This is a genomic window from Curtobacterium sp. Leaf154, assembly GCF_001424595.1.
GTDB classification, from domain to species: Bacteria; Actinomycetota; Actinomycetes; order Actinomycetales; family Microbacteriaceae; genus Curtobacterium; species Curtobacterium poinsettiae.
In genome coordinates this window covers 436,584-459,532 of sequence record NZ_LMOS01000001.1, presented here as the reverse complement: position 1 = coordinate 459,532, position 22,949 = coordinate 436,584, and the positions used below count along the sequence as shown (strand labels likewise).

At 70.2% G+C, this 22,949-nt stretch carries 24 protein-coding genes; 6 read left to right on the top strand and 18 right to left on the bottom strand.

The genetic code is table 11. The features are described from left to right. Position 1: 1 nt before the first annotated feature. From ASF75_RS02165 to ASF75_RS02125, 9 genes are all read right to left on the bottom strand, one after another. The gene (locus tag ASF75_RS02165; protein WP_056068554.1) at positions 2–760 is read right to left on the bottom strand and encodes a flagellar biosynthetic protein FliR; all 759 of its coding nucleotides are present in this window, start codon (positions 758–760) and stop codon (positions 2–4) included. Continuing rightward, positions 760–1,035: a flagellar biosynthetic protein FliQ gene (locus ASF75_RS02160; protein ID WP_017887433.1), complete on the bottom strand. Its 276-nt coding sequence runs from the start codon at positions 1,033–1,035 to the stop codon at positions 760–762. Before ASF75_RS02160 ends, ASF75_RS02165 begins: the two co-directional genes overlap by 1 nt. Positions 1,036–1,044: 9 nt before the next feature. Beyond that, on the bottom strand, positions 1,045–1,881 hold the full coding sequence (fliP, locus tag ASF75_RS02155; protein WP_017887434.1) for a flagellar type III secretion system pore protein FliP: 837 nt from the start codon (positions 1,879–1,881) through the stop codon (positions 1,045–1,047). Next, a complete protein-coding gene (locus ASF75_RS02150) occupies positions 1,878–2,498 on the bottom strand; it encodes a FliO/MopB family protein (protein ID WP_056068551.1) in 621 nt (206 codons plus the stop codon). The genes fliP and ASF75_RS02150 overlap by 4 nt, the downstream gene beginning before the upstream one ends. A gap of 7 nt (positions 2,499–2,505) precedes the next feature. Next, positions 2,506–3,210, bottom strand: coding sequence for a flagellar motor switch protein FliN (fliN, locus tag ASF75_RS02145; RefSeq protein WP_056068549.1), 705 nt, complete (start codon positions 3,208–3,210; stop codon positions 2,506–2,508). Continuing rightward, positions 3,210–4,088: a flagellar motor switch protein FliM gene (locus tag ASF75_RS02140; RefSeq protein WP_056068547.1), complete on the bottom strand. Its 879-nt coding sequence runs from the start codon at positions 4,086–4,088 to the stop codon at positions 3,210–3,212. Before ASF75_RS02140 ends, fliN begins: the two co-directional genes overlap by 1 nt. Positions 4,089–4,218: 130 nt before the next feature. Then, on the bottom strand, positions 4,219–5,148 hold the full coding sequence (locus ASF75_RS02135) for a flagellar motor protein MotB (protein WP_056068545.1): 930 nt from the start codon (positions 5,146–5,148) through the stop codon (positions 4,219–4,221). A 2-nt stretch (positions 5,149–5,150) separates the two neighbouring features. After that, positions 5,151–5,984 (bottom strand): motility protein A, encoded by an 834-nt coding sequence (locus ASF75_RS02130; protein ID WP_056068543.1) that lies wholly within the window; start codon positions 5,982–5,984, stop codon positions 5,151–5,153. Position 5,985: 1 nt separating this feature from the next. Beyond that, on the bottom strand, positions 5,986–6,288 hold the full coding sequence (locus ASF75_RS02125; protein ID WP_056068540.1) for a flagellar FlbD family protein: 303 nt from the start codon (positions 6,286–6,288) through the stop codon (positions 5,986–5,988). A gap of 128 nt (positions 6,289–6,416) precedes the next feature. On the opposite strand from ASF75_RS02125, the gene ASF75_RS02120 reads away from it, so the two are divergent. After that, positions 6,417–7,496 carry a hypothetical protein gene (locus ASF75_RS02120; RefSeq protein WP_056068539.1) on the top strand — a complete coding sequence of 360 codons (1,080 nt, stop codon included), beginning with the start codon at positions 6,417–6,419 and terminating at the stop codon, positions 7,494–7,496. A 560-nt stretch (positions 7,497–8,056) separates the two neighbouring features. Beyond that, positions 8,057–8,254: a hypothetical protein gene (locus ASF75_RS02115; RefSeq protein ID WP_140448031.1), complete on the top strand. Its 198-nt coding sequence runs from the start codon at positions 8,057–8,059 to the stop codon at positions 8,252–8,254. Between the two features lie 13 nt (positions 8,255–8,267). On the opposite strand, the gene ASF75_RS02110 is transcribed toward ASF75_RS02115, so the two are convergent. The 7 genes from ASF75_RS02110 to ASF75_RS02080 all read right to left on the bottom strand — a co-directional run bounded on the left by ASF75_RS02110 (position 8,268) and on the right by ASF75_RS02080 (position 16,439). Continuing rightward, positions 8,268–9,110, bottom strand: a complete 843-nt coding sequence (locus ASF75_RS02110; protein ID WP_056068537.1) for an alpha/beta hydrolase — start codon at positions 9,108–9,110, stop codon at positions 8,268–8,270. A gap of 189 nt (positions 9,111–9,299) precedes the next feature. Beyond that, positions 9,300–10,904 (bottom strand): glycoside hydrolase family 32 protein, encoded by a 1,605-nt coding sequence (locus tag ASF75_RS02105; protein ID WP_056068535.1) that lies wholly within the window; start codon positions 10,902–10,904, stop codon positions 9,300–9,302. Continuing rightward, positions 10,894–11,853, bottom strand: a complete 960-nt coding sequence (locus ASF75_RS02100) for a carbohydrate kinase family protein (protein ID WP_056068533.1) — start codon at positions 11,851–11,853, stop codon at positions 10,894–10,896. Before ASF75_RS02100 ends, ASF75_RS02105 begins: the two co-directional genes overlap by 11 nt. Then, the gene (locus ASF75_RS02095) at positions 11,850–13,187 is read right to left on the bottom strand and encodes a glycoside hydrolase family 32 protein (protein WP_056068531.1); all 1,338 of its coding nucleotides are present in this window, start codon (positions 13,185–13,187) and stop codon (positions 11,850–11,852) included. Before ASF75_RS02095 ends, ASF75_RS02100 begins: the two co-directional genes overlap by 4 nt. Continuing rightward, complete coding sequence (locus tag ASF75_RS02090) at positions 13,184–14,092, bottom strand: carbohydrate ABC transporter permease (RefSeq protein WP_082509364.1); 909 nt, start codon at positions 14,090–14,092, stop codon at positions 13,184–13,186. Before ASF75_RS02090 ends, ASF75_RS02095 begins: the two co-directional genes overlap by 4 nt. Then, positions 14,089–15,036 (bottom strand): carbohydrate ABC transporter permease, encoded by a 948-nt coding sequence (locus ASF75_RS02085; RefSeq protein WP_017887448.1) that lies wholly within the window; start codon positions 15,034–15,036, stop codon positions 14,089–14,091. The genes ASF75_RS02090 and ASF75_RS02085 overlap by 4 nt, the downstream gene beginning before the upstream one ends. Beyond that, complete coding sequence (locus ASF75_RS02080) at positions 15,036–16,439, bottom strand: ABC transporter substrate-binding protein (RefSeq protein ID WP_056068528.1); 1,404 nt, start codon at positions 16,437–16,439, stop codon at positions 15,036–15,038. Before ASF75_RS02080 ends, ASF75_RS02085 begins: the two co-directional genes overlap by 1 nt. A gap of 137 nt (positions 16,440–16,576) precedes the next feature. Between ASF75_RS02080 and ASF75_RS02075 the strand changes: the two genes are divergently transcribed. After that, positions 16,577–17,620, top strand: coding sequence for a LacI family DNA-binding transcriptional regulator (locus tag ASF75_RS02075; RefSeq protein ID WP_017887450.1), 1,044 nt, complete (start codon positions 16,577–16,579; stop codon positions 17,618–17,620). Next, on the top strand, positions 17,621–19,093 hold the full coding sequence (locus tag ASF75_RS02070; RefSeq protein WP_056068526.1) for a GH32 C-terminal domain-containing protein: 1,473 nt from the start codon (positions 17,621–17,623) through the stop codon (positions 19,091–19,093). A gap of 73 nt (positions 19,094–19,166) precedes the next feature. Here ASF75_RS02070 and ASF75_RS02065 read toward each other — a convergent pair whose 3' ends face one another. Further along, complete coding sequence (locus ASF75_RS02065) at positions 19,167–19,787, bottom strand: response regulator (protein ID WP_056068524.1); 621 nt, start codon at positions 19,785–19,787, stop codon at positions 19,167–19,169. Next, a complete protein-coding gene (locus ASF75_RS02060; RefSeq protein ID WP_056068522.1) occupies positions 19,784–20,962 on the bottom strand; it encodes a sensor histidine kinase in 1,179 nt (392 codons plus the stop codon). The genes ASF75_RS02065 and ASF75_RS02060 overlap by 4 nt, the downstream gene beginning before the upstream one ends. Before the next feature lie 151 nt (positions 20,963–21,113). Here ASF75_RS02060 and ASF75_RS02055 point away from each other — a divergent pair, with 151 nt between their 5' ends. Both ASF75_RS02055 and ASF75_RS02050 read left to right on the top strand, forming a co-directional pair. Continuing rightward, positions 21,114–22,199 (top strand): FtsX-like permease family protein, encoded by a 1,086-nt coding sequence (locus ASF75_RS02055; RefSeq protein WP_056068521.1) that lies wholly within the window; start codon positions 21,114–21,116, stop codon positions 22,197–22,199. Next, positions 22,196–22,870: an ABC transporter ATP-binding protein gene (locus ASF75_RS02050; protein ID WP_056068519.1), complete on the top strand. Its 675-nt coding sequence runs from the start codon at positions 22,196–22,198 to the stop codon at positions 22,868–22,870. Before ASF75_RS02055 ends, ASF75_RS02050 begins: the two co-directional genes overlap by 4 nt. Positions 22,871–22,949: the final 79 nt, after the last annotated feature.

Genomic DNA, 22,949 nt, shown 5'->3' with positions numbered 1-22,949 from the left:
GTCACCCCCGTCCCGTGATCGCCTCGACGGCGTCGCCGGTCAGCGACGACACCACCGGCGGCAGGGCCATGAAGAGCGCGCCGGCGAACAGGACGGTCAGACCGATCTTGATCGGGAACCCCATCTGGAACGCGTTGAGGGCCGGTGCGACGCGGGTGAGCAACCCGAGGCCGACGTCCGCCAGGAACAGCACGACGACGAGCGGCCCGGCGATCTGCAGGGTGGCGAGGAACATCTGGGACATCGCCGCGACGAGCATCGAGGCGAGCCCGTCGACCGCGAACGTGCCCGTGAGCGGCACGGCGTCGAACGACCGCACCAGCCCACCGACGATGAGCTGGTAGCCGCCCGAGGTGAAGAGCAGTGCGAGTGCGGTCATCTGGAACAGGCGGGTGAACTGGGCGCCGTTGACCTGCGACTGCGGGTCGAACGCCTGCGCGAGCGTGAACCCGCCGAACAGGTCGATGAGCGCACCCGCCGACTGCACGGCGGCGAACACCAGGAACACCAGGAACCCGAGGGACAGCCCGACCACGAGCTGGGTGAGCAGGGCGAGCAGGAACGGCCCCGTGTCGAGCGATTCGTAGCCGACGGCGACGCGCGGCGCGACGCCGATGGCGAGCCCCAGGCCGAGGATCACCTTCACGGTGCCCGGGAACGCCCGGTACGAGAACGGCGGCGCGATGACGAAGAACGCGACGAGCCGGACGCCGGCGAGCATGGTCGCCTCCAGACGGTCGGCGTCGATGGCGAGCTCCATCAACCGGCCCCGAGCAGCTTCGGGATCATGTCGAAGGCGACGTGCGTGAAGGCGATCATCTCCGAGATCATCCAGTTGCCGCAGACCACCAGGGCGATCGCGACGGCGACGGCCTTCGGCACGAACGAGAGCGTGACCTCCTGGATCTGCGTCACCGACTGGAACAGCGAGATCGCGAAGCCGACGACGAGCGAGGTCACCAGGACCGGGGCGGCGAGCTTGCCGGACACCAGGAGCGCCTGGAGCACGAGGTCGATGACGGCCTGCTGGTTCATGCGTGCCCCCTAGACAACGTGGTAGCTCTCGATGAGCGACGTGATGATGAGGCCCCAACCGTCGACCAGCACGAAGAGCAGGATCTTGAACGGCAGCGAGATCATGACCGGCGGGAGCATCATCATGCCCATCGACATCAGGGCCGCGGAGACGACGAGGTCGATCACCAGGAACGGGATGAAGATGACGAACCCGATGATGAACGCGCTGCGCAGCTCCGAGATGATGAACGCCGGGATCACCGTCGTCATCGGCACGTCCGCCATCGACTTCGGGTTGTCGAGCCCGGCGGCGCGGGTGATCAGGGCGACGTCCTCGTCGCGGGTCTGGTGGAGCATGAAGGTCCGCAGCGGCTTCGTGCCGATCTCGACGGCCTGGTTGAAGTCGAGGTGGCCGGCCAGGTAGGGCTGCAGGGCGTCGTCGTTGATGTGCCCGAGCACCGGTGCCATCACGAACAACGACAGGAACAGTGCCAGTCCGGCGATGACCTGGTTCGGCGGGATCGACTGCAGCCCGAGCGCGTTCCGGGTCATCGCGAGCACGACGAAGATCTTGGTGAACGACGTCATCATGAGCATCAGCGCGGGCGCGACGCTCAGCAGCGTGATGCCGATGAGGGTCACCACGGCGGACGACGGCGTGCCGTCCGGGCCGTTCACGCTGACGCTGAAGTCACCGGTCGCGGGGGCGGTCGGGGTCGCCGGGGCGGTGGGTTCGACGACGCCGGCGGCGTGCGCACCGGTGGTCGTGAGCATCAGGAACCCGGCGACGACCGCCAGGCCGAGCAGGACGAGGGCGACGAGTCGACCCGACCGTGCCAGCCGGTGCTGCCCTGCCGCCGTCACCCGGCCCGCCGGTTCCGCAGCGCGGCCGCGGCCTGGCGCCAGGTGTCGACCGACAGGATCGAGCCCTGCAGCTGCTGCGCGCTCGGCACGGCACGCTGCGGACGACGGTTGCGCGGGCGCATCGGCAACGGCGCGACGGCGCCGGCCACCGCGGGCGCGTCGGTCGCGTCGGCAGCGGCTGCCGCGAGGCCGGCCCCACCAGCCGGTTCCGGATCGACGCGCCCGCGGCGCTCCGGCCGTGCCTGGAGGGACGTGGTGGCGTCCGACTGCAGCGCGAGTTCCTGACCGAACACGTCGGCCGACGGTGCGGGGCGCACCGGCAGCGCGACCGGTCCGGTCACGATCGTGAGTTCCGGCGCGGGCGCCTGCCCGCTGGTGAGCAGGGCGACCCCGTGCTCGGAGACGCCGAGCACGAGCCGCTCCCCTTCGACGTCGACCACGACGACGCTCGCCTTGCCGCCGATGCCCTGCCGACCGACGACCTCGACGGTCGCGGCACGGCGGCCCGACGGCTTGCCCGAGAAGCGCTTGCGGCTCGCGCGGTGCAGCACCCACATCAGGGCGAGCACGACGCCGAGCGAGAGCGCGACGCGGAGGGTGACGACGAGGGTGTCCACGTGCGGGTCAGACCGTTTCGGCGACGTCGAGGATGCGGGTGATCCGGACCGCGTAGTCCTGGTCGACGACGACGACCTCGCCGTGCGCGATGAGGCGGCCGTTCAGCAGGACGTCGGCGGGGGCACCGGCACTGCGGTCGAGCTCGACGACGGCGCCGGGCTCCATGCCGAGCACGTCACGGACCGACATCCGGGTGCGGCCGATCTCGACCGTCAGGGTCATCTCGACGTTGTTGATCCGGCCGAGGTTGCCCGCGGGCAGGTTCGCCACGACCGGCGCCGACACCGTGCCGTTCTCGCGGATCCGGATGCCGAACCACCCGGCGGGCAGCCCACCGGCGGTGAGTTCGAACACGACGGTGTCCGGGTCGGCCAGCAGCGACGCCGCCGACTCGCGGCCCGCCTCGCCGAGCCCCCCGACCCCGAGGACCCCGGCCGCGGCCTCGAGCGACGGACGCAGGACGTCCGTGACGGCCACGATGCCGTGGTCGGTGCCGCCGGCGGCCGTGATCGCCTCGAGGTCGGTGAGCACGAGTGCCAGATCGGCCGACAGGCCGCCGACGAACGACGCGACCACGGCGTCGGTCGCCGCGTCGAGCACGACCGGTGTCGCGCCTCCAGGCAGGAGCACCGCGGTCAAGGGGGCGGCCGTCGGGAGCTGCGCCGCGAGCGACTCGGCCGCTGCGGTGTGGAGGGTGGTCGTTTCGGTCATCAGTGCTGCTCCGTGCTCGTGGTGGTGACGACGATGCCGGCGAGGCGCGAGCCGTTCGCGCCGACCGCGGCGGTGCCGACGGGTTCGCCGTCGACCGCGATGGTGAGGGGCCGGTGCTGCGGGTGCGGCAGCGGCAGGACGTCGCCGACGGCGAGCCGCAAGACCTGCGTCGGCAGGACCGCGGCCGGGGCGAAGCGCAGGCTGACGCCGACCGGCACGCTCTCGAGCTGCGCGTCGAGCAGGGCGCGGGCGTCGGCGGGCGAGACGTGCGCGGCGGCCTCGCCGAGCTGCGGCAGGACGGCCTCGGCCGGCAGGGCCAGCGTGCCCGGAGCGATGCGGTCGCCGACCCGGATCGAGAACGAGGCGACGATCATCAGGTCGCCCTTCTGGGCGGCCTGGGCGAACTGGCTGTTGAACTGGAACCCGCCGACCGTGACGTCCTGCGCGAGCAGCCCGCCGAACGAGTACCGCAGGTCGTCGAGGGCGTCCTCGACGATCTTGCGCACCAGGGCCTGCTCGATGGGCGTGAAGGTGCGGTCCGGGGTCGGCAGCGGCTTCGAGGCGCCCAGCGCGTGCGACACCCACGTCAGGGCGGCGTCGAGCGGGAGCTGCAGCACGCCCTTCGAGGTGAGGTCGGTGATCGGCAGCAGCACCATGCCGGTGAGCGCGGGCAGCGACGCGGCGTACTCGTCGTACGTCGTCATCTGCACCTGCTCGCAGGTGACCTGGCTGACCGCGCGGACCTTCGCCGTCAGCTGCGTGCCCCACTGGCGCGCGAAGGTCTCGAAAGCGAGCTCGAGCACCCGGGCGTGCTCACGGGCCAGCGTCGACGGGCGCGCGAAGTCGTACACCTCGGGCGCTGGCAGGGTCTCGGTCACGGCTGCGTCTATCGGTCACCTGTGGGGCACCCGTCAGTGCTGTACCCCGTAGTGGGGCGGTGGGGGGCAGCGCTGGTGCGCTCCGCGCGGTGTGTGTCTCAGTCCTGCTGCGCTCCGTGCGGTGTGTGTCTCAGCCCTGCTGCGCTCCGTCCTGCGCCTTCGCCAGCGCCGGCATCAGGGCGCTGACGTCCTGGTCGGCGTTCGACAGGACCACGATGTCGACCCGCCGGTTCAGGGCGAGGTCCTGGTCGGTGCCGCCCTTCGCCAGCGGCCGGCTCGACCCGAACCCGACGCTCTGCACGTGGTCGCCGGGCATCCCGCCCCGCTCGACCAGGTCGCGCAGGACCCCGGTCGCCCGTGCCGCGCTGAGCTCCCAGTTCGTCGCGTACGGGGCGGTCGAGTTCCGCTGGTCGGCGTGCCCCTCGACGCTGACGTCGTGGTGGCTCGTCCGCAGGACCGGGGCGATCGCGTCCATGATCCGGCGCGCCTGGTCGGACAGGTCGGCGCTGTTCGTCCCGAAGTAGGTCTCGCTGCCGACCAGCCGGACGATCAGACCGCGGGCATCGACGGTGAACTGCACGTTGGCGGTCTGGCCGGCCTCGGTCAGGTTCTCCTGGATCGCGCTCTTGATCGCCGTCAGGTCGTCGAGCTCACGCTTCGCGTCGGTGAGGTCCCGCTTCGACGCGGTCGTCGGCACCACGGTCGACGCGGGATCGACGTTCGTGTCCTTCGTGCCCGACGAGGCGGTGGAGTGGTCGGCCTGCGACTTGTCGGTCGAGTAGCCGGAGCCGTCCTCGACCTGGTCCTTCGTCACGACGGTGCCGCTCGCGGTGTCGATCTTCTGCGAGTCGACCTCGCCGAAGCCGGTGGCGAGCGACTGCTTCAGCTGGATGTACTTCTGCTGGTCGACGGTGGACATCGCGAACAGCACGAGGAACATGCACATCAGCACCGTGATCATGTCCATGTACGACGCCATCCAGCGCTCGTCGGGGTGCTCAGCCTCGTCGTGGGACTTCTTCGCGCGACCTCGGCCGCGGCCACGGGGGTTGGCGCTCACCGTCAGGCCGCCAGCTGCTGGTCGTCGGCCGCGTCGGCCTTGCCACCGGCCTTGGTGCCCTTGCCGCCCTTGCCGCCGGTGTCGGCGCGGGCGCCGGGCGGCACCATGGCCTTCAGGCGCTCACCGAGCAGACGAGGCTGGCTGCCCGCCTGCACCGCGAGCAGCCCCTCCATCAGGAGCGTCTGGCGGTCCGACTCGAGCTGGGCGAGCTTGCGGAGCTTCCCGCCGATCGGCAACCACATGAAGTTCGCGCTGAGCAGGCCCCACAGGGTGGCGACGAACGCGCTGGCGATCAGGGGTCCGAGCTCGTCGGGCTTGCCGAGGTTCGCGAGCACGTGGGTCAGCGAGACGACGGTGCCGATGATGCCGACGGTCGGAGCGAAGCCGCCCAGGCCCATGAAGAACGCGCTCGCGCTGCGGGTCGGGGCCGCGTTCGACTCGATCTCGTCCTCGAGCAGGATCCGCAGCTCGTCACCGTCGGTGCCGTCCGCGATGTTCTGCAGCGCCTTCTTCATGAACGGGTCGTCGTGCTTGTCGGCCTCCTGCTCGAGGGCGAGCAGGCCGTTCGCACGCGCCGTCTCGGCGAGCCCCACGACGTCGTCGATGACCGACGCCGGCGGGGTGACCTTGCCGGTGAACGCCTTCGGCACGGCCTTGAAGCTGGCGATCGCGTCCTTGAGGGTGGTGCTGGCGATGCCGCAGCCGATGGTGGCACCGAACACGAGCAGCATCGGAGCGGGCAGGAAGAGCCCACCGAGCTCGACGTGCTCCATCTGGACCATGCCGAACAGGGCGCCGAAGGCGAGCAGGATCCCGACGATCGTTGCGATGTCCACGTCAGCGACCCCCGTCCAGCGCGCGGCCGTGCTGCGTCGAGCGGAGGGCGGCGACCGGGGCGAGCGTCGGCTGCGAACCGGTGTTCGTGCTCGCGCGCGGGGCCTGGTCGGTGCCGTAGGCCATGCCCACGATGCGTGCGCGGTACGCGGCGATCAGGTCGATGACGTCGGCCATCGACTCCCGCACGATGTACTTCGCACCGTCGACCATGATCAGCGTCGTGTCCGGCGTCTCCTGGATGCGCTCCACGAGATCGGGGTTCACAGCGAATCCGCTGCCGTTCAGTCGTGTGACGACGATCATGGCCCGTCCTGGTTCTCGATCGTCCCGCCGCCGTCCGTGGGGCGGGATGCGGGCCCGTCCGTGGGCCTGCACCCAGGGCTATCGGCGGATGCGGCGCGTGCGTTAGTGGCCGTCAGTAGCCTGGTTCCGTGATCGATGCCTCGGACCTGCTCGCGCACCCGCGTGGCCGGCGTTTCTGCCTCGAGCTCGTCAGCGGTGTCCAGGACTCCGACGACCCGGCCGCCGTGCAGCTCGGCCACCTGCTCTTCTGGGCGGACTACCACCTCGGCGTCGAACGCGGCGACGACCGAACGCTCTTCGGCATCGGTGCCGCGATCGAACCCGAGCCGGCTCCGGACCTGGCAGCGGTGGCGAGCGCACTCGCGGCGGTGCCCCTGCCGTCCGTGGGCGAGGACGACGTCGTGGTCGCGCTCGAGTCGACTGCGGACAGCGCGCTGTGGTGGCAGCAACCCGATGCGCTGGACGCGCTCCTCGCTCGGACGGAACTGCAGGCCGCGCTCCGGCGGCTCGCTCGGTGGGCGGTCGACAGCCCGGTCGTGCGCCGGCTCTTCGACCCGCAGGGCGGAGCATGGACCGTCGAGTTCGACCGGGACGAGCAGCCCCGACGCCCGGGAGTGGCAGAGGCGCTCGCCGAATGGTCCCGGGAGCTGCGCCGCGAGGACGCCGAGGGGAACCCGGGGGTGGCCAGCGGGGTGTGGTGGACGACTCCGCCGTGGCCGCTCGCGCAGCACACGCGAGCGCCGTTCCCGTCCGCCGGGCCGCTGGCGCTCTGGGCGGTCGAGGACTCCTTCGGGCAGGAACGCGCCGTCGTCTCGGCCGTGCCCGCCGATGTCGCCGCGCGGGTGTGCACCGTCGACGGGCCCGACGACTGGGCTGCGCTGTGCCGCCGCTGGCCGCTCGACGTGACACGGACCACCCGGCGGAACGACTGGGCCCTGGCGACCGGACGGCAGGGCGACTGGGTGCTGCCGGACTGGTCAGCGGTGGCCACCGAGTTCGACGTCGTGCACCTGACCGTCGCTGGTTGGTTCCGCACGTCCGGGCTCGCGGTGCGGGTCGACGACGACCGGGCGAGTGTCGTCGCCGGGTGGACGCCGGACTCCGCGTACCGGCTCACCGACCGGGGCGCCGGGGACGACGCCGTCACGGGCGATCCGGAGACCTGGTCGCGTCCCGGGAACGCCGGGGTCTGGCGCCGTCTCAGCTGATCCCCAGCAAACCGCTGCATCCGATCGGGGTGCTCCACCGGTAGTGGGGGTGCGACGTCGAGGACGACGCCGGTGGCAACTCCACCGCGGTCGCACGACTGCCGTCCTCCGACGACCTCAACCATCGTGAGATCGCCGAACGGCTCGAGAGCCACATCCACCGAAGCCTCGCTCGGCTCCGAACACGTCTCGAGGTGATCGAATGAAGCACGTCGACGACGAGACGCTGGCGATGCTCGCGGTCTCCGATCAGGTGGCCTCGGACGGGGTCGCCGAGCACCTGGCGTCCTGCGACCGGTGCCGCGACGAGGTGGCCGCGCTGCAGCGGGTCGCCGCGGTGACCCGGGAGTCCGAGGGCGTCGGGCTGATCGCGCCCCCGGAGCACGTGTGGGAATGGATCGCGGCCGAGATCGCACGGACGCCGCAACAGGCAGCGCGGGCCACCGAACCCGGACCCGGAGCAGGGCGAGCGCCGGGGGCACACGAGCGGCGCGCCAGGGTCCCAGGCGCAGCGCCGTGCGGTGCCTCGCCGTCCGCGTCGTCGCCGTCCGCTCGCGGTCGTGCTCGCTGGCGTCGGCGTGCTCGCCGTGGTCCTCGGCGTCGGTGTGGCGACCGGTGTCGTGCCCGGACTCCCCCGCGGTGACGCCGAGACCGTCGCCGCGCTGCCCCGCTGGTCCGGGACGACCGGCCGCGCCGAACTCGAATGCGCGCTCCGGCGACTCGATCGTCCGTGGCACCCTCAGCGATCCCTGACCTGACCGGACCGTGCGGTCACTCGGACGTGCCGTGTCGCTCGACGCGCGCGAGCAGGTGCCCGTGGAGGAAGTCGTAGGTCCTGGTGAGGGCATCGGTCCGCGTGCTCATCTCGGCGAAGTCGTGGTGACCACCGTCGACGAGCATGAACTCGTGGGGAACACCCTGTTCTGCGAGCGTCGCGGCGAGGGACACGCTCTGCTCGACGGGCACGACCCGGTCGTCGGTCCCGTGGAGGAGGAACGTCGGCGCAGACTCGGCCGTGATGTGGTCTGCGGGTCGGAACCACCGACTGCCGTCCGCACCGGGTGCCCCGAACGCGGTGTGCAGGGGCGACCCGGGGGCACGGAGCTCCGGTGAGCGGAGCGGATCGTGCATGCCGTACCAGCTGGCGACCGCGCACACCCGCTCCGGTTCCGAGGGAGCGGAGGCGCCGACGATCGTCGCGATGGTCGCGCCGGCGGAGTTGCCCCAGAGCGCGACCGCACCCGGATCCAGGTTGAACGCGTCCGCGTGTGCGCGGAGGAAACGGAGCGCTTCCCGCACGTCGTCGACCGGGGCAGGGAACCGCGCCTCGTTGCTGGTCCGGTACTCAACACTGGCGACGGCGACCCCGCGCTCGGCCAGGGCCACCAGCGCGGGGACGTACCGGGCTCGGTGGACGTTCCGGAACCCGCCGCCCTTGATGAAGACGACCAGGGGCGTCGGTGTCGCGGTCACGGGCTTCAGGAGGTCGAAGTGCAGCTGTCGTCCGCCCGCGAACAGGGCTCCGTCGCGGAACTGCGAGTACACGAGGTCCGTGTACTGCTCCACGAAGCAGTGCGTGGGACTGCCGAGCGCGACGGTGGAGGAGTGTGTCATGCGGTCCGTTCGGGTCGAGTCGGAGAACCGCGGCGACCGCTGGTTGCTCGGTCGTCCGGTCCGGGTCCCAGGACACACCATCTCCCTCGGACGAACCTCCGACCGCCGTCCGACCGCCCCCGTTGGCCCTCCGTTCGCCCGCCATCCGCACCGACGCCCGGCACTGTCGCAGCTCCCGGACCTGCGTCTCTACTCGCCCCCGTACTCGCGGATGGTGATGCCGGAGAAGGTCGCGGTGCCGCCGTCGGAGAACAACGAGATGCCCGTGTCGCCCGTGTCGAAGTTCACCTGGTTCGAGAGGACCGTCGCGCCGTCGTCGACGAACACCTCCACGCTCTGCGTGTCCACGAGGATCCGCAGGTGCGAGGACCGTGTCGCAGGATCGACGGGAGCCGCGGCGCGGGTGTACGGCGAGAGCGCGAACCCGGCACGATCGGAGCGCGCGCGGTCGACGTAGAGGTCGCCACCGGCCTTGCCGATGTTCGTGGACCGAGTGGCGTCAGCGGAGCGTCCGACCGACACCCCGACGTTCGTGGCGTCGGACCACGTCACGTCGAGTTCGATCTCGTAGGCCCGCCCGTCGTAGGGCAGGACCGTGGATCCGTTGACCGACTGGTCAGCGATCGGGACGGTCCGGGTCGCCGCGCTCCGGAGCGCTGCGACGGGCTCGCTGATGAGCGCGTAGCCGCCAGCGGACCGACGGCGCAGCGTGATCTCGCGGACGATCGAGTTCTGACCGTTGTACCCGTCCGAGGCGTCGGTCGGGACCTGCCGGTCGGCGTACTTCCAGTTGTTCATCCAACCGATGCCGTAGCGCTTCGTGTCCGGCGCTTCGACCGCAGGCCAGGTGACGGCCGCGTACCAGTCCCAGCCCCAGTCGAGCCACTGCGGTGTGAGGTCGTCAGCGGTGAAGAAGGTGCCGTCCCACGAGCCGGTCCAGTAGGCGTAGGTGCAGGGCAGACCCACGTTGTAGGCGTCCATGCTGCCGGCCAGGACCCAGTGCGTCGTCCCGTCGTCGGCGGTGATCTGGAACAGGTCGGGGCACTCGATGCCTCCGAGGTCGTGGTCGGGGTAGTCGAAGTTCCGTTGCAGGGTCCAGTCGACGAGGTTCTTCGACGTGTAGAACGCGGCGTACCGCTGCCGCCCGATGACGCAGACCCATTCGCTGCGGGCGGCGTCCCAGGCGACCTTCGGGTCACGGAACCACTCGGCGTTCGAGACCTCTGCGTCGGTGGTCGCTGCGCGGCCGTCGGTGTTGACGATGACGGGATCCGGTCGGGCGGTGAAGGTGAAGCCGCCGTCGGTGGAGAAGAACAGGTACTGCTCCTGGTACTTCCGCACGCCCCCTGTCGGGCGGGTCGCGAGGGCGATGACGGCACCGGCACCGTAGCCGGCGGTGTCGTCGGTGTCGATCAGGGTGCACCCCGTCCACGTGGGCAGGTTGGTCTGCAGCGGGATGACCGTTCCCTCGAAGGTGAAGTCGACACCGTCGGTGGTGGAGACGTGGTCCCAGCCGCCGTCGCCGTTGTCCACGTCGGAGTGCAGGTAGTACAGCTGGTACGCGCCCCTGGTGAACACCGGACGCTGCGGATCGGACAGCCATCCGGCAGGCGGTGTCATGTGGTACCTGGCACGGAGCGAGGTGCCGGTCACTGCGGATGCTGCGGACGGAGCCCCGGGTCGGGACAGTGATGCGGCGCGTGCTGCTTCGCCTGGCGCGGTCGCGGCGAACAGTGCGAGCGCACTGATGCCTGCACCCTGGAGGAGTGCGCGTCGTCGGAATTCAGAGGTCATGGTCCACTCCGGTTCGAGGTCGGGATTGCGTCGGATCGTGCGCTTCGGGAGTCGCTCCCCGCACGGGGATCAGGTCGGTGGCACTCGGCAGATCGGCTCCCCGCCGGGCGACGGTGATCGCCGCGGCACGGGTGCAGACACGTCCGAGTTCCGTGAGGATCGGTTCGCCGAGCGAGTCGAGAACGGTGGCGTGGTCCCGCAGCTGCCAGACGAGCGTTGCCATGTAGGTGTCGCCCGCTCCGACGGTGTCGACGACGTCGACGCGTTCACCGGGGACCCGTACCCGCTCGGTCGCGGTCGCCAGGAGCGAGCCGGTGGCGCCCGTGGTGAGGACCGCGAGCTGGGCGCCGCAGCCGAGCACGCGATCGAGGACAGCGTCCTCGGACAGCCCCGGGTAGAGCCACGCACCGTCTTCGTCGGAGAGCTTCACGACGTTCGCCGTCGCTGCACGGTGCTCGAAGGTGAGTCGCTCGTCGGCAGCCGCGCCGAGGAGCGCGGGACGGATGTTCGGGTCGAACGAGACGACTCCCCCGGCCGCCGCGGTGCGTCGCGCGAGTTCCGACACCTTGCTCGCCCCGGGTTCGAGGAAGACGCCGATCGATCCGACGTGCAGCCAGCTCGGCGTGCGTGGCAGCTCCGGCAGGTCCCACTCGACGTCGAACTCGTACGTCGGCTGGCCGTCCGCGTCGAGCCGGACAGAGGCGGAGGACGTCCGGCTGGCTCGGAACGTCCCGTCGACGATTCGGACGCCGGAGGCCAGGAGGTGATCGGCGATGCGGTGTCCTCGGACGTCGTCCCCGAGCCACGTCGCGAACTCGACCGGTGCACCGAGCCTCCCCAACCCGAGTGCCACGTTCGCCGGGCTCCCACCGGGTACCTCACGCTGTGATCCGTCGTGCACGACGTCGACCAACGACTCGCCGGCAACGGTGATCAGGGGCCGGGTCATCTCGGACCCGCCACCGTCACAGCGCTCCGCAGGTCCCAGACCGACGCCTCGGGAGGAGCTTCCACAGTCCAGGGTGGTGCCTGCTCGGGGTAGACGCGCGTCGTGACGGATCGGCCGGCGCTGGTGAAGACCTCGACGACGGACCCGTCCACGAACACCCGCACCGCCGGCAGCTCGCTCCGCGGTCCGAACGGCGCCCGGACCACGGCAGGGCTCGTGTCCGCGCGAGTGTCCCCGCTGGCACGACTCCGATCGACGGTGAGGGTGTCGGCCTCCAGGTCGACACGGACGTCGAGGTACTCGGCCTCCGAGAACCGGAGACGGACGACGCCGGTGACCGGGGTCGGGAGCACGATCTCCACCTGCGCGCCGATCGTCGCCCCGTGGCCCGGACGCGACGTGCCTGCTCGCAGTGACTCCACCGCGGGGTGCGGTGCACTCGCGAGTCGTCCGTCGGTGAGCCACACCCTCCTGGGCAGGGAGACGGCACCGGACCAGCCCGCCTGCGCGGTCGCCTCCAGAGGACGACCTTCCGTGACCCACCCGAAGAGCACCGCACCCCACGACCCGGTCCGCATCACGGACGGCGCGTAGAAGTGCTGCCCGTGGTCGACCCGGTCGGGGTGCAGCGTGCCGGTCAACGGGACCGCGATGACCTCGCCCGGTCCGTCCTCGTGTGACCAGGACGCCATGAGGGCGACGTCGGTGCCGTCGACCGTGAGGATCTGCGGGCACTCCCAGCCTGCGCCGGTGTCGATGCCCTCGACCGTGGCACGGGTCATCGCGACCAGGTCGCCGGCGGACGCCCAGGTGACGCCGTCGGCGGATCGGTAGTGACGGACCGCCGCGGTCTGGTTCGCAGCCGCTGCTCCGACAACCATCGACCAGCCGTCCTCGTCCTGCCAGACGAACGGGTCGCGGAACATCGTGATCCCCTCGTCGGCCGCCGGGTCTGCCACGACCTGGACGGGTGGACCGAAGCTGGTGCCGCCGTCGGAGGACTCGGCGAGGAGCACCGACTGGAACGGGCTGTGGTCGACCTTGCCGGAGTAGTACGCGCGGACGACGTCGTCGTGGAGCACCGTGTTGCCCGACCACGCGCCCCCGGAGTCCGCGCCCCCGGGGACGGGGACGATCGCGGGCCGGTGCAGGCTCCAGTGCACCAGGTCCTCGCTGGTGGCGTGTCCCCACTCGACCGGGATCTCGAGGTCGACGAGCGGCCTCGACTGGAAGTACAGGTGCGCCTGTCCGCCGATGTCGATCGGTCCGTTCGGGTCGTTGAGGTAGCCACGGGGCAGCCGGACGTGGAACTGCGGGAGGTGGTGGTCGGTCATCGGGAGGATCCAGCCGTGACGCCCTCGATGAAGTACCGCTGGGCGAAGACGAAGAGCAGGACACTCGGGATCATCGTCAGCACCACGCCCGCGAGGACGACCGAGATGGACCCGGTGCCGAGGTTGCCCTGCAGACCGACCAACCCCAGCGGCAGGGTGAACGTGTCCTGCTGGTTGAGGAAGATCAACGGCCGGTAGTACTCGGCCCAGAAGCCGGAGAAGTTCAGGATCGCGAGCGTCGCGATCGCGGGGCTGGCCATCCTGGAGTAGACGTGCCAGAACACGCCGAACTGGCTGGCACCGTCGATGCGCGCTGCTTCGCCGAGCTCCTTGGGCATCTGCATGAAGTACTGCCGCATCAGGAACGTGCCGAACGCGCTCCCGAGGGCGGGGACGATCAGGGACGCGATCGACCCCGTCAGCCCGATGTCCTTGAGGATGACGAAGACCGGGATGATGATCGTCTGGATCGGGACCATCATCGTGGCGAGGAAGATCCCGAAGACGGTGTTCTTCCCCGGGAAGCTGATCATGGCGAACGCGTAGCCGGACAGGGTGCAGGTGACGGTCTGGCCGACGACGATCAGCAGTGTGACGACGACGCTGTTGAGGAAGAACTGGCCGATCGGGATCTGGTCGAAGACGGCCGCGTAGTTGCTGAAGTCCCACGACAGCGGGAGCCACTGCGGCGGGTTGTCGAAGGACTCAGCCGGCGTTCGGAGGGACGTCGTGAGCGTCCACAGCAGCGGCCCGAGGGCGAACACGGCAGCGACGATCAGGATGACCAGGCCGACGATGCTCCCGACGGTGGCGACCGGACGTCGCCGGCGCACGATGTGGCCGATGCTCGGTTGTGCCACGGTTTCCGGGCTGTGCAGTGGATCGAACGTCTGTGTGGTCGTCATTGGTAGAACACCAGCTTTCGTGCGGCGATGAACTGGACGGCGGTGATGATCCCGATGATGACCAGCAGCAGGATCGCGATGGCGGAGGCGAATCCGAACTGCAGGTTCTGGAACCCGGCCTGGTACATCGAGATGGTGGCCGTCGTCGTCGCTGTACCGGGCCCGCCCTTGGTCATGATGAACGGTTGGTCGAACAGCTGCATGGCGTTGATCATCGCGATGACGGTCGCGAACAGGATCGTCGGGCTGATCAGGGGGATCTTGATCTGGAAGAGTGTCCGCCACGGGCCGGCGCCGTCGATCGAGGCGGCTTCCTGGACGTCCACCGGGACCGCCAGCAGCGCGGCGACGAACAACACGAACGTGAAGCCGACCTGTTGCCAGACCACGACCATCACGATCGTGACCTTGGCCCAGAACGGGTCGTTCAGCCAGTGCGCCCCGGGGAGGCCGATCTCGTTGAGGTAGTAGTTGATGAGGCCGAACTTCGTGTCGAAGATGTAGCCCATGAAGATCGACACGGCTGCTGTGGACGCCAGCAGCGGCAGGTAGAACGCGGTGCGGAAGAACACGCGGGTGGTGTTGCGCTTCCGGTTGTTCGCCAGCACCGCCAGCAGCAAGCCCAGCGAGATCTGCAGGACGACGATGGCGAGAGCGAGTCCGATGGTGACCCCGAAGGACGCCAGGACCGGCCCGTCGGTGAACAGTCGGACGTAGTTGTCCAGGCCGACCCACTCGGGACTGCTGATCACGTCCCACGAGGTGAACGACAGGCCGAGTGAGGCGAGGATCGGGACGAGGGTGAACACGGCGACGAACACCACCGCGAGCCCGATCATGAGGAAGCCGAACGTGGACTCACGCCGACGGGCACGTTTCGCCGCCGGCCGGCGGGCTGCGACCTCGGCCGCGCGCTGGGTGCGTCGTTCTGTCGTTGCGGTCATCACGATGCCTGCGCTGCGGCCTGCTCGATGTCAGCCTGTAGACCGTCGAGCGCCTTCTTCGCGTTCCCCGACGAGATGGCCTGCGTGGTCCGCTGGTTGAGGGCCGTCGCGAGGGCGTTGTAGTACGGCGGTGCGGAGATGGGCACCGAGTTGTCGAGCTGGTCGTAGAACACCGACCAGTGCTCCGGCCCCGTCGTGGAGTACCGCTCCGCGGTCATCAGCGACTTCTGCGCGGGTGTGGTCACGTTGCCCGGCCACAGCGCGTCGAAGCTCTCCGGCTGCACCATGAGCTTGATGACCTCGAACGCGAGGTCCTTCTGCTTCGACGAGTTGAAGATGCCGTACCCGCCGGCGCCGAAGAGCGACTTGTTGCTCTTCCAGGTCGGGAACTCGACGACGTCGAAGCTGCCGTTCCGCATCCCTGCGTTGTGGAGACCGCCGGCCCAGAAGCCGCCGCCGATCGTCATGCCGATCCGGCCGGAGGACATCAGGCCCTGGAGGGTGGCACCACCGCCGACGTCCGGCGAAGGGGACGCGCCGGACTTCTGCAGCTCGATGACGTACTCGAGTGCTTCGACCGCTGCGTCGGAGTTGGCGGTCGGGTCACCCCACTTCCAGCCGCCCTTGCGACCGGTGACGCCGAGCGGGTTGTCGGCGAACGCCTTGCTCTTCCACAACCAGTCGCCACCGGAGTACTTGCCCTCCTGCAGCAGGTTGCCGTCGTTGGCGTACAGGAACGAGGTCCAGCTGCCCCAGAGGCGCACGACCCAGTCGAACGCGTACGTGCCGGAACCGATCTTCGCGAGCCGTTCTGCGGAGGAGTGGAAGTCGTCCATCGACCAGTCGGCCGCGGGGCGCGCGAGGCCGGCCTTGTCGAAGAGTTCGGTCGAGTAGAACATGCTGCCCGCGTTGAAACTGTCGGGGAGCGTGTAGAGGTGGCCCTGGTACATCGTCGACTCGATCAGCGCCGGGTGGGCACCGCTGAAGTACGCGTGCAGATCCGACAGGTTCTTCGTGACGAGGTCGTCGAGCGGGGCGAGCAGGTTCTTCGACGCCAGGAGCTGCTGGCCTTCGGTCGCCACGCTGACGATGTCCGGGACGTCGCCCGACGCGACCTGCGTCAGCACCTTGGCGAGGAAGTCGTTCCAGTCCGTGCCGTTGATCGCCGTGACCTCGAGACTCGCCTTCTTGTCCAGTTGCTTGATCTTCGGCTCGATCGCCTTCTGCAGCGCGGTGGCGGCGCTCTGCTCCCCGAAGTAGAGCATCTTCACCGTCCCCGTGTTGCTGCCTCCGCCAGCCGTCGAGCACGCCGCCAACGATCCGATGCCGGCCAGCGCGAGCCCGGCCCCACCGAACTTGAACAGCGTGCGCCGGTTGATGGGAGTGCTGAATCCATTCGTCACGGTCGCTCCTCTCTGAGCGATGATGACCCCGCTCCACGCCGGGCCAATACGTATTTGTGAGGCGATCGTACACAGCGGCCACCGGGGAGGCAATACGTATTTGCTTCTGGCATGATGAGCGGGACGAAGGAGATCCGATGGCGAGCCGAGAACGCACAGCGCAGTCGCACCGCGTCACGATGAAGGACGTCGCACGCCGTGCAGGGGTGTCGCAGCCGACCGTGTCGTTCGTGCTCAACGACCGTCGGGACGTCTCGATCGCTGACGAGACCCGTGCCCGTGTGCTCCAGGCCGCGAAGGAACTGGACTTCCAACCGAACCGGGCTGCGCAGTCGTTGCGCTCGAACCGCTCGTACACGGTCGGCGTCATCGCTGACCGGCTCGTGTCCCAGCCGTACGCCGGGCACATCGTGCTCGGTGTGCAGCAGGCGGTGCAGGAGGCCGGGTACGTCTGCTTCGTGGTCGAGACCGCCCAGACCACCGACGGCGGCAAGGCAGCGGTCGAGAACCTCGTCCGGCAGGGTGTCGCCGGCCTCGTCTACGCGGCGCCCGGACCGGAGTACGTCACCCCGGTCGCAGGTCTCGACCGTGTGCCCACCGTGTTCGTCAACTGCTTCCCGCCCGGCGACACCGACGCCGTGACCGTCCTGGCCGACGAGTTCCAAGGCGGCCGTGACGTCGCCGCCGCGGTCTTCGCCGCCGGCCACACCAGGGTCGCGTTCCTCGGAGGCCCCGAGGACGACTACGCCTGCCAGGAGCGCAAGCGTGGCCTCGAGCGCGCCGCCGCGGATGCAGGGATCGCTCCGGACTCCATCCGCGTCGAGTTCGGGACCTTCCAGGTGGGTTCGGGCTACGACCTCGCGATGGAGGTCCTGACGACCGAGCGGCCGACCGGGATCATCTGCGGGAACGACCGCATGGCGGTCGGCGCACTGATGGCGGCGCAGTCGCTCGGCATGCGCTGTCCCGAGGACGTCAGCATCGTGGGGTTCGACGACCAGCCGGACCTCGCCGATCAGATGCACCCACCGTTGACCACCGTCGCGCTCCCCCACCAGCAGATGGGTTTCGACGCCGGAACCCTGCTGCTGGCGGAGACGGAGCAGCCCGGTCGGCACCTCGTGCCGTGCGGGTACGTCCCCCGGAGCTCACTCGCAGCTCCCCGACCCGAAGGAACCTGATTGGCCGCCACACCCAGCACCCACTTCCGGCCCCCGAACGGCTTCGTCGGGGACGTGATCCCGTTCGAGCACGACGGCACGGCGTGGCTGTTCTACCTGCTCGACGAGCGTCCGGGTGTCCCCCCGCTCGAGCGAGCGACCGGGATGCCGTGGGGAGCCGTGACCACGACCGACTTCGTCGGGTTCGAGAGCAAGGGCGTGGTCCTGCCTTCGGGCGGCGCCGATGCCAGCGACTTCGACTGCTACACCGGAAGCGTCGTGCAGGACGACGCCGGCACCCTGCACCTGTTCTACACCGGGCACAACCCGCGGATCACGACCGAGGTCGACGGCGTCACCAAGGATGCCCAGGTCGTCTGCCACGCGACGTCCTCGGGTGATCTCACGGACTGGACGAAGCACCCCGGATGGGATCTCTCCGCACTCGCCGGGTACTCGCCCGAGGACTGGCGCGACCCCTTCGTGTTCCGTCCGTCTGCCGAGGGGCCGTGGCAGATGCTCCTGGCAGCGCGTCGACGCGACGAACCGTACCGACGATCCGGTCTGGTCGCGCGACTCGAGTCCGACGACCTCGTGACCTGGCGCGACGCGTCACCGCTCTGGGAACCCCACCGCTTCATCACCCAGGAGTGCCCCGACGTCTTCCAGTGGGGCGGATGGTGGTACCTCGTGTACTCGGAGTTCTCGGACGCGTTCTGCACGCGCTACCGCATCGCGACGTCCCCGGACGGGCCGTGGCTCGCTCCGGCGGACGACACCGTCGACGGGCGCGCGTTCTACGCCTCGAAGACGCTGGCGCTCGACGGCGAGCGGTACTTCGTCGGTTGGATCGCGTCGAAGGAGGGCGACCGCGACGACGGGGCCTGGCAGTGGGCCGGCACCATGGCCACCCTCCAGGCACACCAGCGGGTGGACGGGTCGTTGCGCTTCGACCTGCCCGAAGCCGTGAAGGCCGCCTACTCCGACGAGGACGACGTGACCTCGGCCTTCCGACCGCGCAACGGCGCAGATCCGACGGTCGGTGCCGGCGCCGCCACGCGGTACGCGTCGTGGGTCGGTCCGGAACTCCCCACGGAGGCGCTGGTCAGCATGGACATCGACCTCGCGGCGGACACGAAGTCGCTCGGACTGCTCCTGCGCACCAGCGACGACACCGAGGACGGCTACGCACTGCGTCTCGAACCCGATCGGAACCGGCTCGTCCTGGACCGGTGGCCGCGCGGCAGCACCGGCACCGAGCAGTGGCAGATCCTCGGTGACGTGCCGCACGCCGTGGAACTGGAACGTGCCGTGCAGCTCGCCCCGGGCAGGCACCGGGTCGACGTCCACCTCGACGGCGACGTCTGCGTGGCCGTGGTGGACGGCAGCGTCGCTCTGAGCACGCGGCTCTACGACCGGGCCGCCGGTCGGGTGGGGCTGTTCGTGCAGGACGGCGCCTTCGCCCTCGAGCGGTTGACGATCCGGACGCGCTGACCCCGGCACGAGCACCGGAGCGCGCACCGGCACCGGAACCAGCGGGCACCGGCACCAGCGCGAGCACGGGCCGTCAGCGCAGGATGCCGAGCGCCCGGGCCTCGGACACCGCGGCGGTGCGGGAACCGACGCCGAGCTTGGAGAACACGTGCACCAGGTGTGACTTCACGGTGGCGTCGGTGATGTGCAGGCGTGCCGCAACATCGACGTTCGAGGCGCCCTCGGCGACGAGCCCGAGGACCTCGATCTCGCGAGCGGACAGGCTGACCCGTGGCGCACGCATCCGTGCCATCAGGCGGCTCGCGACCGCCGGTGCGAGGGCGCTCTCACCGGCGGCTGCGGCGCGGATCGCGGCGAGCAACTCGTCGGGTGGCGTGTCCTTGAGCAGGTACCCGCTGGCCCCCGCTTCGACGGCGCCCAGGATGTCGCCGTCGCTGTCGTAGTTGGTGAGGACCAGGACGTACGGCGCGGCGTCGGTCGACCGGATCTGCCGGGTGGCGTCGGCACCGGTGCGGTCCTGTCCGAACTGCAGGTCCATGAGCACGAGGTCCGGGTCCACGGACGCCACGAGGGCGGCGGCTTCGTCGGGGGTCGCGGCCTCCCCGACGACGTCGATGTCGACGGCCCCGTCGAGGAGTGCGCGCAGGCCGGCGCGGACGACGGGGTGGTCATCGGCGATGACGAGTCGGATCACGGCTCACCGACCTCCACGGTCGCGGTGATGGTGGTGCCGTGCCCGGGTGCACTGTCGATGGTGAGACGGCCACCGAGCTGGTCGACGCGTTCACCCATCGCGCGGAGCCCGAACGCGTCGGACGTGCCGGAGCGGGCGCCGGTGTGGTCGGGGTCGAACCCGGTGCCGTCGTCCTGCACCCGCAGGGACGCGTGCGTGGCGGTGACGTCGAGGGTGATGTCGACGGTCGTGGCGCCGGCGTGCTGGGCGACGTTCGCGACGGCACCCTGGGCGATGCGCAGCAGAGCGGTCTGCACGTCCATCGTCAACTCCGACGCTTCGGGTGCTGCGGTCACGGTAATGCCGAGTCCCTCGCGGTGCCACTGGTCGCTGAGGCGGCGCAGTGCTGCGGGGAGTCCGGCGTCGAGGGACGGCGGTGCGAGCTCCCGGATGAACCGCCGGGTGTCTGCGAGACCGTCGGCCGCGGTGGCGCGTGCGAGACGGATGTGCTCGATGCCCGGGCGGTCGCTGTCGGCTGCTTCGGCGGCGTGGAGGAGCATCTGGATGCTCGAGAGGTCCTGCGCGACGGTGTCGTGGATCTCGCGTGCCAGGCGGGCGCGTTCGGTGAGGACGCCCTGCTGCCGTTCGGTCGCGGCGAGTCGGTCGCGGGTGGCGAGGAGTTCCGCCAGGAGTGCCTCCCGCTCGACGGACTCACGGGCGAGCGCGCCGTAGCCGAGGCCGATGAGCAACGCGACCCCGGCACCGACGAGGGGGCCGATCACCCCACCCACGGTGAAGCCGCCGTGCAGGCCCAGGGCGAGGACCGCGATCAGGGTGGCTGCGACCACGGCGGCCGGCCCGACGATCCTTGGCAGGACGTGCAGGTAGAGGAAGAACAGCGGGAACACCAGGTACGCCGCTTCCGGCACCAGGACGAGCAAGGCCACCCACACGGCGGTCAAGGCGGTGATCCAGGCCGCACCCACCACGGCTCGGCGTGCCTCCGGCGCGGCGGCGACACCGGCACCGAGCAGGTAGAGGACCGCGAACCCGACCACCAGGGCGATCGCCGCCCACATGGTCGGCTCGCGGACGACGAGGACGCGGACGACCACGAGCGCCACGAGCGCGGCGAACAGCACGTGCAGTCCGGTGCGGAGCCCGACGAACACGGGCGTGAGGGTGCTGTGTGCCATGTCCGTTGCAGCGTACGGCGGCCACGACCGACCTGGCATCAACCAGAAGTCGGACGAGAGCAGTCAACCTCCCGGCGATGGCACCGGGACCGGCGACGGCGAGGCTCGGCTGGACGGCGGGGAGCGTCCCTGCCGTCGGGAAGGAACCATCGTGTTCGTCGCTTGGCGTGACCTCCGAGCCGCCCGTGGCAGGTTCGTGCTCATCGGGTCCGTGGTGTCGTTGATCACCCTGCTCGTCGGCTTCCTCGCCGGTCTGACCGGTGGGCTCGGCGCACAGGACGTGTCCGCAGTCCTCGGTCTCCCCGGGAACCGCCTCGTCCTGCAGGAGCCCTCGACCGGACAGCCCTCGTTCTCGCAGTCGACGATCGACGCCGCGACGGTCTCCGCGTGGCGGCAGTCCTCGGGCGTCGAGCACGTCACGCCGATCGGGATCGCACAGGGGCGGGCCGCCGTACACGCCGAGACCGCACCAGCGGTGGCCGTCGCCCTGTTCGGCGTGCCGCGGGGAGCCCCCGCGTCGACGGTCACCGACCTGGCTCCGCGGTCCGACGACACGGTGGGCCTGTCCGCCGGCGCAGCGAAGGACCTCGACGTCGCCGTCGGGGACGCCGTCACGATCATGGGGAGGACCTACCGGGTCGCCACCGTCGGCGGAGACGCCTGGTACAGCCACACCCCCGTGGTCGCGCTCTCCCCGACCGCGTGGGCGTCGACCGATCGTCGCCTCGGCGGGGACGGCGAAGCGACCGTGCTCGCCGTCTCCGGTGCGCCGGACTGGGGCAGCACGGCGGACCGCACGCACACCGTCGCCGCGTCACCGCTCGCCAGCCTCACCGCGCTCGACACGTTCAAGTCGGAGGTCGGGTCGCTCGGACTCATGATCGTGATGCTCTTCGGTGTCTCCGCACTCGTCGTCGGGGCGTTCTTCACCGTGTGGACGCTGCAGCGTGCCGACGACATCGCCGTCCTCAAGGCCCTCGGCGCCTCCGACGCGTCGCTCGTCGGCGATGCCCTCGGCCAGGCACTCGTCGTCCTGGCCGTGGGCGTCGGGGTCGGGATCGGTCTCGTGTCGGTCCTGGGGACGCTCGCGACCGGTGTCCTGCCGTTCCTGCTCAGTCCGCTCACCACCCTGCTGCCGGCCGCCGTGATGGTCGTCCTCGGCCTCGCCGGTGCCGCTGTCGCACTCCGCACCGTCACCAAGGCCGACCCCCTCACCGCACTCGGGAGCAACCGATGATCACCCTCGACGACGTCACCCTCACCTTCCCCGACGGCGACTCCCGCATCACGGCGGTGGACCGCGTGTCCCTGACCGCTCCGAACGGGGTGGTCACGGGCATCACCGGGCCCTCCGGCTCCGGGAAGTCCTCGCTCCTCGCCGTCGCTGCGACCCTGATCCGCCCGGACTCCGGGCACGTGTGGATCGACGACGTCGACGCAGCGACCCTGAGCCGGAACGAGGCGACGACGCTCCGCCGCGACCAGGTCGGCATCGTGTTCCAGCAGTCGAACCTCATCGAGTCGCTCACCGCGCGGGAACAGCTGCTCGTCATGGCGGAGCTCGGTGGCGGCCGCCGAGACCGGACCGCGGTGCACACCCGTGCCGATGCGCTGCTGGCAGCGGTCGGTCTCGCCGAGCACCGCAGCAAACGTCCCGCGCAGCTCTCCGGTGGCCAGCGGCAACGGGTCGCCATCGCCCGCGCCCTGGTGAACACCCCGTCCGTCCTGCTGGTCGACGAACCCACCAGCGCACTCGACCAGGAGCGGGGCGCCGAGATCATGGCGCTGATCGCGCGTCTCACGCACGAGCAGGGCACGGCGACGATGCTCGTCACGCACGACCTCGTCCACCGCGACGCGCTCGACCGCCTGGTCACCGTCGTCGACGGCCGCCTGACCGATGCCTGAGCGTTCGTCCCCCGAAATTCCCAACTGTGATGTATTCGAGACCTCGAGACGCGCAACGGGTGCCGATCCTCCACTGATT